We start from the raw sequence: 13,587 nt of genomic DNA on the forward strand, positions 1-13,587 counted from the left end.
TGTTGGTATGCTTTAAGAAACGTTTTTCGTTAACCTGAAAGCGTGTTCTGGAAATAATTCTTGTTTTTCACAAAAATTGTAAATCAATTCTCATTTTCATAATACTTTTTCAAAAATTTAGCACATATTTCCAGATAATATTCGTTTTTTTACCGAACAACAACATTTTCTGAGCCTAAAATATGCTTTAACCTTGCCAATAGTTCTTTTGAAATTTTCACTGACAGATTTTTATTTAGTAAAAATTTACTATCACTAGCAACATCATACACTATTACTTGTGTTGAACCACTAAAATTTCGTAGTGTCGTTTGTAAAACTTCTTTATCAACAAAATTCAGCGGAATACGGATATATAATTTTTCCATTGTAGTCTCTTTTGCTAACTCAATATGTTGTGCAATTAGTGTCAACCGCTCTCTTGGTTCAACTTTCCCTTGAATTAATAAAACTTGTTTAGCAGCTAAGATATCTTTGAATTGTTGATATTGTCGCGGAAAAATCGTTACATCCAATTCACAACTTGCATCACTACCATGTAAAAAAGCCATCAAATCGCCTTTTTTAGTCCTAATTTCTTTAAGAGACTTAGGATAAAGCAAAATATATGCTTCTTGATTAGCTTTAAGTAAGGCAATTGGACAGACATTAAACTTACTAGCTAAATTCTTAAAATTTTCAGTTGGATAACTTGATATATAGGTTCCTAAATAATGGGCTTCTTTTTCTAATAAAAATTCTTGACTAAGTATTTGAACTTGTTTATTTTGTTTAGGCGCCAACATCTTAAATAATTCTATACTATCTCCACTAAGCTCAATGTTACTCAAAATACCTGGATATGCAGCCAATAACTCTGAACGTGATTGTTTAAATTCATCAAAAGCACCTGAATAAATCAAAGCTTCGATTTGATCTTCTTTTAAAAACTTCTTATCTAAGCGTTGCATGAAGTCAGCTAGACTCTTAAACTTTCCATGATGCTTTCTTTCACTTAATATTGCCACAATAAAGTTAAACGATAATGTTTTAATATTTTTCAATCCAAAGTAAATACTATTATTTCGTAAGGTAAAATAACCCTGGCTTTGATTAATTGATGGTGGAAAAACTTTTATTTTGCGTTGTTTAATTTCAGATAAATATTTTTTCGTTTTATCGCTCGAATTAGTATTTAATAATGCAGTAAAAAATGCTGCTGGATAATAAGTTTTCAAATAAGCTAACTCAAAAGCTAATTTGGAGTAAGCAACTGAATGCGAACGGTTAAAGCCATATCCTCCAAATTTTGCAATATATTCATAAATTTGTTCGGCAACTTTTTGTTCAACATTGTGTTTAACTGCTCCTGAAATAAAACGTTGCTTTATTTTTGCTAGTAATTCATCATCTTTACTACTGATAGCACGACGTAAAATATCAGCTTCACTCAAATCAAAACCTGCTAATTTTGCTACAACTTGCATGACTTGTTCTTGATAGACAATGATTCCATAAGTTGAAGCCAAAATTGGTTCCAAAAGTTTATCATAGTATACAATTGGTTTTTGTCCATGTTTACGCGCTATAAACTCGCCAATATTTTCCATTGGTCCTGGTCGATATAATGCGTTAGCTGCCACAATATCTTCAAAACAACTAGGTTTTAATCTTACTAACAATTGTTTAATTCCATCTGATTCAAATTGAAAAACACCATCAGTATCGGCATTCCCAAATAACGCTAATGTTTTTTGATCATTTAAATTAATGCGCGTAATGTTAAAACTTGCATCATAATTATTTAAAACGATTCGCAAAGTATCATCTAGCAAGGTAAGATTTCTTAAACCTAAAAGGTCCATTTTCAATAGACCCACTTTTTCAACTTGTTTTTTAGCAAATTGCGTCAGTAACATTCCATCTGTGCTTGCTTGAACTGGAATTACATCACTTAAATCATGATCACTCAAAACTACGCCAGCTGCATGAATCGAATAATGACGTGGCAGACCTTCAATTTGTTGTGCAGTATTAAAAATTAATTCATTTATGGGGTCTTCATCAAATAAACGTTTGATTGCATAATGATTTTGACAGCCTATTAATGTGCGTGTGTCATTGTCATTTAACGCTTTACTTAAAGCTGCACTCCATTTATTTTGTTGTAATGTTGTTTGTCCCATTACCCGAGCGACATCTCGTATAGCTTGTTTTGCCGCTAGTGTTCCAAATGTTATAATTTGCGCTGTTTTTTGATGTCCATATTTTTGATGAACATATTTTAAAACATCTGCCCTTTTACGATCAGGAATATCCAAATCAATATCTGGCATTTGCGCACGTTTAGGATTTAAAAATCTTTCAAACAACAACTGATATTTAAGTGGGTCAACATCAGAAATAAATAAGCAATATGAAACTAATGACCCCGCAGCAGAACCACGTCCTGGTCCAATTCGTATCTGATGCTGATGTGCAAAATTAGTAATATCCCAAACTATTAGAAAATAATCATCAAAGCCCATCTGATGAATAACAGACAATTCGTAGTCTAAACGTATTTGATACTGTGTTATATCCGTACTTAAACCTGCATTTAGACGTACTTTTAAGCCTTCATAACATAATTTTTTAAGATATTGTTGACTATTAAACCCTTCTGGAACAGTAAATTTAGGTAATTGAACATCAGAAAATTTTAGTTCTAAATCTATTTGATTAACAATTTCAATTACATTTTGATAAGCCTCTACTAAATTTTTTTCTTGACAACGTTTAAAAATCTCATCTGGAGCATATAAATAATGACGTCCCCATCTACGAGCATCTAAAGCTGTCTGTGACAAAACTTGCTGCTTTTTTATTGCTTGAACGATCATTGTCTTAAAATAATCGCCAGCTTTCAAATAATGTACTGGACTTGCAAAAACTAACCTAAGCTGCATTTTTAGCGTTAATTCTTTTAATTGTTCCAAATATCTTTCATTTGTACTAATACTAATACCTATCAGTAAACTATTTTCATCTACATGTTGCTTAAGCTTCATTAGCCAGCTTTGAGCGCTATCTTGTTGACCAAGCTGAACTAATTCACTAATTGGACTGTTTTGTGTTGGTAAAATTACGTATAAATTATTCAAATAAGCAACTAATTGATCTAAACTCAGTGCTTCTTCTTGTATCATCTTTAATGAAGAAATTTTTAAAAGGTTATGATATCCTTGCAAATTTTTTGCAAGTAATACTAATTGACCATCCTCTAATTGAATAGTCAACCCAATGATAGGCTTAATATTTTGTTTTTTACATTCTTCATAAAAATCAAGCACCCCATACATCACATTTAAGTCTGTCAAAGCTAAGGCTTGGTAGCCTAACTTTTTAGCTTCACTGACATAAGTCTTTATGTCTATGGTACTTTGTAATAAACTATAACAACTCAAAACTTGTAATGGGCTGTACATAATCTCACCTCACATCGCTTTTTTTCTTTAATTATACTAGATGTTTTGATATAAATGCGACAAATTCGCAATTTTATTTGTGCAGTTTGCATCAAAATGTGCTAAACTACTACATATTGAGAGGTGTTTTCTAATGGCAAAACAACTTACCATTTTATTTTGGGGCTTTATTTACGGTACCGTTTTGGGTTACATCGTGTCTTCTTTAGGCGCACTTGAATTTAATCCAATCGAAAGTGGTGTCATTGCAATGATTGGTGGTTTTATTATCATCAATATCTTGGGAACAATGATTAAAGCACCTAAAAAAACTAATTAATTAAAAAGTCGGCAAGTGAAAGCTCTCCTGTCGACTTTTATTTTTTATGATCTATAGTTAAAGTAACTTCTTATTTTTATTATTTCCTGTAAAAAAAACGAATCCCCCTTTATAGGAGATTCGTTTTTTATTATTCAGATTGGGGTTGATTTGTAAAAATCAACGATTCATGCTCACCTAATTCAATTAACACCTCACTATGTGGCATTATTTTACCTGCAATTATTTCACGAGCAAGCGGTGTCTCTATTTGATTTGTAATATAACGTTGTAATGGACGTGCTCCGTATGCTGGATCATAACCGTTGTTAGCCAACCACATCTTAGCTTTAGGCGTAATCTTAAGAGAAATTTCTTGACTAGCTAAGCGCGTTGAAAGTTGTTGGACAAATTTATCGACAATTTCTTCAATGGCATGCAAGCTTAACGGTGTAAACATAATAATATCATCAATTCGATTCAAAAATTCAGGCTTAAAATGTGCTTGTGCTAGTTTCATGACCTGTTGTCTGGTTTCTGTTGAAATTTGCCCGTCTTCTTGAACATTTTCGAGCAATACTTGTGAACCTAAATTAGAAGTCATAATTAAAATCGTATTCTTAAAATCAACCGTGCGCCCTTGTCCATCAGTTAAGCGACCATCATCTAAGACTTGTAACAAGATGTTAAAGACATCGGGATGAGCCTTTTCAACTTCATCCAATAACACAATTGTATATGGATTACGCCGAACTGCTTCGGTTAATTGGCCCCCTTCTTCATAGCCTACATAACCCGGAGCAGCACCGACTAAACGAGAAACAGAGATTTTTTCCATGTATTCACTCATATCAATCCGTACCATATGTTTTTCAGAATCAAACATATTTTCAGCTAAGGCTTTGGCTAACTCGGTTTTCCCGACCCCAGTTGGTCCTAAAAACATAAATGAACCTAATGGCTTAGATGGATCTTGCAAACCGGCACGAGAACGTAAAACCGCATCAGCAACAGCATTAACTGCTTCATCTTGTCCGATGACACGTTGATGTAAGCTCTCAGCTAAATGCAAAAGTTTTTCACGTTCCCCTTGCACTAATTTAGCGACTGGAATACCTGTTAAGCGACTTACAACTGCCGCAATTTCATTTTCAGTCACGGATTCTTCAACTAACCATTCATCTGGCCGTTCGGTATTTTCTAAATCATGTAGTTCTTTTTCTAAACGTGGAATCGTTCCATGCTGTAACTTAGCGGCCTTTTCTAAATCATATTGGTTTTCAGCTTCTTCTAAATCATGGCGCGCTTTGTCTAATTCGGCTTTTTTATCACTAACAGCTTTGATATCTTGTTTTTCCGTTTCCCAACGCATCTTGAGTTTATTGGCTTGCTCACGAGACTGAGCTAATTCTGCTTGAAGCTCTTCTAGGCGACGTTTGGAAGCTGGATCACTTTCTTTTTTCAAAGCTGCTTCTTCAACTTCTTGACGCATCAATTGGCGGGTAATTTGATCGAGTTCATTTGGCATTGAGTTCATTTCAACGCGAATCTCTGCACAGGCTTCATCGACTAAATCAATTGCTTTGTCTGGTAAGAAACGATCGGTAATGTAGCGATTAGATAAAGTAGCTGCAGCAACTAAGGCGTTGTCGTGAATACGAACACCATGATGAATTTCATAACGTTCCTTTAAACCACGTAAAATAGAAATCGTATCTTCGACGGTTGGTTCTTTAACGAGCACTTTTTGGAAGCGACGTTCTAAGGCTTTATCTTTTTCAACGTATTCACGATATTCATCTAAGGTCGTTGCACCAATCAAATGCAGTTCACCCCGAGCAAGCATTGGCTTTAAGAGGTTACCAGCATCCATACTACCTTCTGTCTTACCGGCACCAACAATATTATGGATTTCATCGATAAATAAAATGATTTTACCTTCACTTTTGGCAACTTCTTTTAAGACGGCTTTTAGGCGTTCTTCAAATTCACCACGATATTTGGCCCCAGCAATCAAAGATCCCATATCTAAAGAAAAAATTGTTTTATCACGTAAATTTTCTGGAACGTCTTTTCGGACAATCCGTTGGGCTAATCCTTCGACAATCGCCGTTTTACCAACACCAGGTTCCCCAATCAAGACTGGATTATTCTTGGTTTTACGTGAAAGAATACGGATGACATCACGAATCTCATCATCACGTCCAATAATCGGATCTTGCTTGCCACTACGAACTTGTTTAACTAAATCTACTCCATATTTTTCTAGAGCTTTGTATTGTTCCTCTTGATTCTTAGACGTCACACGTTCTCCTCCTCGCAAGTCTTGAATTATTTTTTCAAACTTTGCTTTCGTTAAGCCATGATTAATTAAATATTGTGTCAAGGGATGATGCTTCAAGTCAAATAAGGCTAATAAAATTGTATCAATCGCAATATACTCATCGCCTAACTTTGTGCGAATTTGTTCAGCACTTTGCAATAAACTTAACATATTTTGGCTAATATTTTGTCCGTATTGAACACTGCCTTCAACTACTGATAATTTGTCTAATTGCCGATCGATTTCTTGTTCAAAACTAGCGACATCGATCTGCGCTTTTTTGTAAACATCAGCCGCAAATTCACCCGGTTGCACTAAGAATTTGAACAGATGAACCACATCGATTTCTTGATGATGCCGTGTTACCGCAATCTGTTGAGCTTGGCCAATCGCAGCTTGCAAGGCCTCGGTTAATTTTTCAGGATTCATACTTATTCCTTCTTTCAAGAATAATTCAACTAACTATATTTTACCGCGTTTTATTTAAAAGATGAAATGATAAGTGTTTTAAAGTACAACAAAAACAGCCAACCATGAGATTGACTGCTATAGCCAACTTATGCTAACCACCAAGTTCCATCTGGGCGCTGTTGCATACACCCAAGTTTTTCAGAGACTAAATTACCTTGAGAATCTCTGATGATGACTTTTTCGTAATACTTATAATCTTGTGTTCATCGTCCCAGCCTTCTTCTATCCAGGCATCCAAATATACCTTGTCATCTGAAATCAAGCTGACGGTTTCATTAGCTTTTTTAGGAAAACTAAAACTCTCCGGATAATAACAGATAAACTCATTATCTTTGCTTATAATGCGGACATCTTCTCCAATGATACGTAAATTATAAAGTTCTATTTCTGTTATTTTAAATTGTGTGACTGGTTCTAGCAACTTACCAGGAAAATACTTAAATAACGTGATTTTTTCGCTATTGAAACTCCCTTGCAAAAACCAATAATAATTTTTTAAATAGACCGGCTCGCCATATAGCACATTTTTTGTTTGACAAATAGCTCATAGACCTTGCCATTAGTATAATCATAAAAGACCAGCGTCTGACCTTGAAAATCACCTTTTTTCAGCCATTCCAACATATCATAAAAATCAGTATTATCACTTAATGAATAGCCTAAACGTACTTGACCATAAATTTCTTCGATATAGTTTCCACTAATAACTTCAAAACGCTTGAAATTCATAAAAATCTCCCTTTTATGATAACTAAATTAATATAAAGTCGTTATTACTGGAGCTAAAAAATAGTCGCCCTCACATGAAGAGCGACAAATCCCAAAATGGAACGAACGATTTCCAGAGGATATCTTAATTCACGCTCTCACACGGAGAGCGACGACGTTGATTTTAAAAATGACGAGCACCAAGCCGATTTCAATCCACGCTCTCACACGGAGAGCGACAAAATCAAGTTGTTAAAGCTATACAACTCGATACATTTCAATCCACGCTCTCACACGGAGAGCGACTTTAAATAATATACATTCGGATAATTCGTCTATCATTTCAATCCACGCTCTCACACGGAGAGCGACTAGAATTGGAGCTGATGAAATCAGAACTATTGTTATTTCAATCCACGCTCTCACACGGAGAGCGACACAGTTACGCTTTAAATGTAAATGATGCACACGCTATTTCAATCCACGCTCTCACACGGAGAGCGACAAGACCAATTTTAATGATATTTTGTTGCGTTGCTATTTCAATCCACGCTCTCACACGGAGAGCGACAGTGACATGAGTATTTTTAAAGGATACGAGCTAGATTTCAATCCACGCTCTCACACGGAGAGCGACAAAAGACTTGGTTATTTACAATTTTAGAAGTGACCATTTCAATCCACGCTCTCACACGGAGAGCGACTATCCGTTGTCGCTTTTATTTAAAATTTCAAATCATTTCAATCCACGCTCTCACACGGAGAGCGACTTATTTTCTTGTCCGTTTCCATCTTTTAAGATTTATTTCAATCCACGCTCTCACACGGAGAGCGACAGTTACACAAATTCTTACGCTGGAATTGGTGCGTTATTTCAATCCACGCTCTCACACGGAGAGCGACTGATCGTTGGGTTGCTAATTGGGGAAGCAACAATGATTTCAATCCACGCTCTCACACGGAGAGCGACAATCATTTCTTTACGCTTAAAATCAACATCTATTATTTCAATCCACGCTCTCACACGGAGAGCGACTAACTACTTGGAAAGCGTTGTTTGATTTAATTATATTTCAATCCACGCTCTCACACGGAGAGCGACAGCGGAGCGTTTGAAGACCCAGCAATTATTAAAATTTCAATCCACGCTCTCACACGGAGAGCGACGTAACCTATGACGGACAAGGTTTACTAGATAAGCTTATTTCAATCCACGCTCTCACACGGAGAGCGACAAGAATTAAAGGAGCAAGGTCTTTTAATACCTGATTTCAATCCACGCTCTCACACGGAGAGCGACTGTAATTTTACCTAACTCACGTCTACTAGCACTTGATTTCAATCCACGCTCTCACACGGAGAGCGACTACACAAACAACAATTTTCAAATACGTTCTTTAAATTTCAATCCACGCTCTCACACGGAGAGCGACTTGAAGACATGATCGCCAAAAAAAGAAAAGGCGAAATTTCAATCCACGCTCTCACACGGAGAGCGACGGTCGAGAAAGGCGTGCTCTGTTGGGCTTGGCTTTATTTCAATCCACGCTCTCACACGGAGAGCGACCTACCGATTGTTTTTAGTTTGATTAATGGCGAAATTTCAATCCACGCTCTCACACGGAGAGCGACAAAAGTCTGGTCGTTTGATTGCGATACGACCAACTATTTCAATCCACGCTCTCACACGGAGAGCGACCTGAGTTTGCAGATAAATATTTAAGATACGAAAAAATTTCAATCCACGCTCTCACACGGAGAGCGACTGATATTTTACCATTGCTTGTTTTTAGGATATTTTATTTCAATCCACGCTCTCACACGGAGAGCGACCTACCGATTGTTTTTAGTTTGATTAATGGCGAAATTTCAATCCACGCTCTCACACGGAGAGCGACAAAAGTCTGGTCGTTTGATTGCGATACGACCAACTATTTCAATCCACGCTCTCACACGGAGAGCGACCTGAGTTTGCAGATAAATATTTAAGATACGAAAAAATTTCAATCCACGCTCTCACACGGAGAGCGACGCTACGGATTTTACGACTTCGGAGTGTTCATCGGCATTTCAATCCACGCTCTCACACGGAGAGCGACGGTGCTATTACCAACGCAGACGGTACACTTAACGATTTCAATCCACGCTCTCACACGGAGAGCGACATCACCTACACCCACATTGATATCTAAATTGCCTATTTCAATCCACGCTCTCACACGGAGAGCGACACGTGTTTAAAGGTATTAGTAAAACAACTGGTGATATTTCAATCCACGCTCTCACACGGAGAGCGACGTAATCAAGAGATATTAAAGGAGACGATTTAAAATATTTCAATCCACGCTCTCACACGGAGAGCGACAAATTTTTTCTAACTTCATCGATTGCATAATCACGAATTTCAATCCACGCTCTCACACGGAGAGCGACTTGCAGTTCCTGTTGAACCGCCAAAGGAAGATTCTTATTTCAATCCACGCTCTCACACGGAGAGCGACCGTTGATAGTTTGACTAACCGTGTAAGTAGCGCTATTTCAATCCACGCTCTCACACGGAGAGCGACAATGTGCACAAGATAAAGTACACAATAATTCGACATTTCAATCCACGCTCTCACACGGAGAGCGACTCGTTGGAGCACTTGGTTTTACATCAGGTACTGTATTTCAATCCACGCTCTCACACGGAGAGCGACCAAAACAAAAGCAGAAGCTAAGAAATATGGTATTATTTCAATCCACGCTCTCACACGGAGAGCGACGACGTGTCAGGACTTTTGTTAATGAGATATTCCAACATTTCAATCCACGCTCTCACACGGAGAGCGACTCGTACCTTTGTTTGTTGTACCCCCAAACAAGAGTATTTCAATCCACGCTCTCACACGGAGAGCGACTTAATAACTGTTACGAGCCAGTGCCGATTCGATTTATTTCAATCCACGCTCTCACACGGAGAGCGACTTTTCTACCGCCAGCGATGTGGCTGGGGCGTTTTTCATTTCAATCCACGCTCTCACACGGAGAGCGACGTTGTCCCTAGCGTCGATACAACCGATTTCGTGAATTTCAATCCACGCTCTCACACGGAGAGCGACGATAATTTCGTAAGGTAATGTGTCACAATCTGTTTATTTCAATCCACGCTCTCACACGGAGAGCGACGATAAAAACGTATAAATTTCATCTTCACACTTTGATTTCAATCCACGCTCTCACACGGAGAGCGACGATATGATAGGTTACAAGATTGGTTTAAAGCGTGAATTTCAATCCACGCTCTCACACGGAGAGCGACACGAAATCATAGCCGAAACAAGGCTAGTTCATTGATTTCAATCCACGCTCTCACACGGAGAGCGACAACCCCGTTTCCTAAAAAAAAACGGGGGCGTAAGATTTCAATCCACGCTCTCACACGGAGAGCGACTGTTTTGCCAAGTTGTACCGTATCTGTTAGCGATTATTTCAATCCACGCTCTCACACGGAGAGCGACAAAATTGTTTAAATGAAATTTTCTTAGCAAGCTTATTTCAATCCACGCTCTCACACGGAGAGCGACTTTAATTAGCTTTGAACAAGCTAATATTTCCCCTATTTCAATCCACGCTCTCACACGGAGAGCGACGATCGTCCGCTCCAACAACTCCGTATTCAAATTGAATTTCAATCCACGCTCTCACACGGAGAGCGACAAATCACAGGTAAAAGACGCCGTATGGGTGATGTGATTTCAATCCACGCTCTCACACGGAGAGCGACTTTTAGACACTCTGACGGTAAATTCTTTTGCATCATTTCAATCCACGCTCTCACACGGAGAGCGACAAAATGCGCAAAAACAGCTGATGAACTTGTAAATATTTCAATCCACGCTCTCACACGGAGAGCGACTGACTGGCAACTGGAAACAAGCCGGAGCGGATTTAATTTCAATCCACGCTCTCACACGGAGAGCGACGCAAACTTTAAAATTTAAGCCAAACCGCGAGTTAATTTCAATCCACGCTCTCACACGGAGAGCGACTTGTCCGATTTTTGGAAAAAAACAGGCATTACTGATTTCAATCCACGCTCTCACACGGAGAGCGACTTGACTCAGTGGGGTTGCTTTAGAAAAATTTGGAGCATTTCAATCCACGCTCTCACACGGAGAGCGACAGTTTTTCTTCTCCTAACCAATCAATGCTCATAAATTTCAATCCACGCTCTCACACGGAGAGCGACCCAATCGTATTTAAACACTTCAAAATCTAATCATAATTTCAATCCACGCTCTCACACGGAGAGCGACGCGTATTGCTTACTTTGTTCAGCGTACAAAGTTGCATTTCAATCCACGCTCTCACACGGAGAGCGACAATGCGCTTGATGTATCGTTAGATTTAGAAACAGATTTCAATCCACGCTCTCACACGGAGAGCGACGTAACCCTTTCATCAAGCTTTTCATAATCGCAAATATTTCAATCCACGCTCTCACACGGAGAGCGACAGAATTGGAAACAATTGCTAAAAAGAAATTAGCAATTTCAATCCACGCTCTCACACGGAGAGCGACCGTCTATAACGTCGATTACCCGGCAATCATTAAGATTTCAATCCACGCTCTCACACGGAGAGCGACTGGTAAGCGACATTTTAATTGTTTCGGACAAGTCATTTCAATCCACGCTCTCACACGGAGAGCGACAATGCTATGAATGCTACACCTCGAAATGTTATATTATTTCAATCCACGCTCTCACACGGAGAGCGACCTCGCATTATAACGATATTATTTTAGACATTAACATTTCAATCCACGCTCTCACACGGAGAGCGACTTGACGACCCTTTAAAAATCACTTCCATTACTGTTATTTCAATCCACGCTCTCACACGGAGAGCGACGTATGAGCTAAAACTCGTATCTCATACGATTAATATTTCAATCCACGCTCTCACACGGAGAGCGACTAAAAGTTTTTAACCGTCTTGCGTCTGTTCCAACATTTCAATCCACGCTCTCACACGGAGAGCGACGTTACGCGTTGTTAGACTTAAAATGTAACAAGCTTATTTCAATCCACGCTCTCACACGGAGAGCGACTGGCCGGAGTTAAGCGCGGTAAAGCTATGACGTTTATTTCAATCCACGCTCTCACACGGAGAGCGACCGGTAACAAGTACACTAAAGCATTTAAAAAATTAATTTCAATCCACGCTCTCACACGGAGAGCGACGCGAGGTTAGTTATAAAAATCGTAAATTAACCTTATTTCAATCCACGCTCTCACACGGAGAGCGACTAGGGTCCTTGAGTAATGTGGCTTCTTGAAGTGGCATTTCAATCCACGCTCTCACACGGAGAGCGACCTAAAATCAGGCTTAACGTCCGTTGCGTTGTCAGATTTCAATCCACGCTCTCACACGGAGAGCGACAGACATGACATATTTGTATGGTGTAGATTTAAGCATTTCAATCCACGCTCTCACACGGAGAGCGACATTAATCATTACTCATAGTTGACAAAATCAAATCTTATTTCAATCCACGCTCTCACACGGAGAGCGACGTAACGACGAGTTAGTCGCTGACAGAGAGAACTTCAATTTCAATCCACGCTCTCACACGGAGAGCGACTTTCATTGCTTTCATCAGCGTTTGCATCTTCAGATTTCAATCCACGCTCTCACACGGAGAGCGACTAAAAATCGTTATTAACGGCACGTATGGAGCAATATTTCAATCCACGCTCTCACACGGAGAGCGACTTGACACAAGCAACAACGACGTTGCGAGTCAATTTATTTCAATCCACGCTCTCACACGGAGAGCGACAATTTTTGGGAGGTGACAATTTAAATGTTAAAAGACATTTCAATCCACGCTCTCACACGGAGAGCGACTGCGCGAAAGTACGCAATTTTTATGAGTCTTAGTCTAAAATTAAACTTTAATTTAGCTATTAATCTTTATTTTAGGACTCAAATTATTAATTTTTTTACGCGAACCTCATATAAATTAATGTTTAACATAGGTTCGTTAAAGACTATTTTATAAAATTAAAAGATCTTTATCAGGATCGTATGAATCATTTTTTCCGATTTTTTCTAATCTTTTTTGCCAATTTTTTCCAAGAAGATAAAATCTAATACTATCATTTTTTAAATCAACTATTTTTGCTAATTTATACTTTATTTCTACAAATTCAGCTGGGGTAATTGAACATTCAAAAACAGAATTTTGAACTCTTTGTCCATAATCAACACATAGCTTCGCAACTTTTCGTAATCTAGATTTTCCAGACTTACTTTCAGTATTGACATCATAAGTAATTAAAACCATCATAAAT

General features: G+C 38.3%; 6 protein-coding genes and 1 CRISPR repeat array. Of the genes, 1 reads left to right on the forward strand and 5 read right to left on the reverse strand.

Annotation, left to right across the window (positions count from 1 at the left end; translation table 11 throughout):
- Positions 1–149: 149 nt before the first annotated feature.
- A complete protein-coding gene (locus tag QM017_RS04905) occupies positions 150–3,446 on the reverse strand; it encodes a DNA polymerase III subunit alpha (protein WP_282709029.1) in 3,297 nt (1,098 codons plus the stop codon).
- A 133-nt stretch (positions 3,447–3,579) separates the two neighbouring features.
- Here QM017_RS04905 and QM017_RS04910 point away from each other — a divergent pair, with 133 nt between their 5' ends.
- The gene (locus QM017_RS04910; protein ID WP_178196971.1) at positions 3,580–3,765 is read left to right on the forward strand and encodes a YjzD family protein; all 186 of its coding nucleotides are present in this window, start codon (positions 3,580–3,582) and stop codon (positions 3,763–3,765) included.
- Between the two features lie 130 nt (positions 3,766–3,895).
- Here QM017_RS04910 and clpB read toward each other — a convergent pair whose 3' ends face one another.
- From clpB to cas2, 4 genes are all read right to left on the reverse strand, one after another.
- Positions 3,896–6,496: an ATP-dependent chaperone ClpB gene (clpB, locus tag QM017_RS04915; RefSeq protein ID WP_282709030.1), complete on the reverse strand. Its 2,601-nt coding sequence runs from the start codon at positions 6,494–6,496 to the stop codon at positions 3,896–3,898.
- Positions 6,497–6,683: 187 nt separating this feature from the next.
- Complete coding sequence (locus tag QM017_RS04920; RefSeq protein WP_282709031.1) at positions 6,684–6,959, reverse strand: hypothetical protein; 276 nt, start codon at positions 6,957–6,959, stop codon at positions 6,684–6,686.
- 74 nt (positions 6,960–7,033) lie between these two features.
- On the reverse strand, positions 7,034–7,267 hold the full coding sequence (locus QM017_RS04925) for a hypothetical protein (protein ID WP_282709032.1): 234 nt from the start codon (positions 7,265–7,267) through the stop codon (positions 7,034–7,036).
- A gap of 121 nt (positions 7,268–7,388) precedes the next feature.
- Positions 7,389–13,141: a CRISPR direct-repeat array (repeat unit 32 nt; unit sequence ATTTCAATCCACGCTCTCACACGGAGAGCGAC).
- A gap of 148 nt (positions 13,142–13,289) precedes the next feature.
- Complete coding sequence (cas2, locus tag QM017_RS04930) at positions 13,290–13,583, reverse strand: CRISPR-associated endonuclease Cas2 (RefSeq protein WP_282709033.1); 294 nt, start codon at positions 13,581–13,583, stop codon at positions 13,290–13,292.
- Positions 13,584–13,587 lie beyond the last annotated feature (4 nt).

The sequence above is a fragment of the Ligilactobacillus sp. Marseille-Q7487 genome (genome assembly GCF_949152225.1).
Taxonomy (GTDB): Bacteria; Bacillota; Bacilli; order Lactobacillales; family Lactobacillaceae; genus Ligilactobacillus.

Bases quoted from the DNA above. Each gene is read 5' to 3' on its own strand.
- QM017_RS04905 (WP_282709029.1), bottom strand. From the start codon at position 3,446: ATGTACAGCCCATTACAAGTTTTGAGTTGTTATAGTTTATTACAAAGT.
- cas2 (WP_282709033.1), bottom strand. From the start codon at position 13,583: ATGATGGTTTTAATTACTTATGATGTCAATACTGAAAGTAAGTCTGGA.
- clpB (WP_282709030.1), bottom strand. From the start codon at position 6,496: ATGAATCCTGAAAAATTAACCGAGGCCTTGCAAGCTGCGATTGGCCAA.
- QM017_RS04925 (WP_282709032.1), bottom strand. From the start codon at position 7,267: ATGAATTTCAAGCGTTTTGAAGTTATTAGTGGAAACTATATCGAAGAA.
- QM017_RS04910 (WP_178196971.1), top strand. From the start codon at position 3,580: ATGGCAAAACAACTTACCATTTTATTTTGGGGCTTTATTTACGGTACC.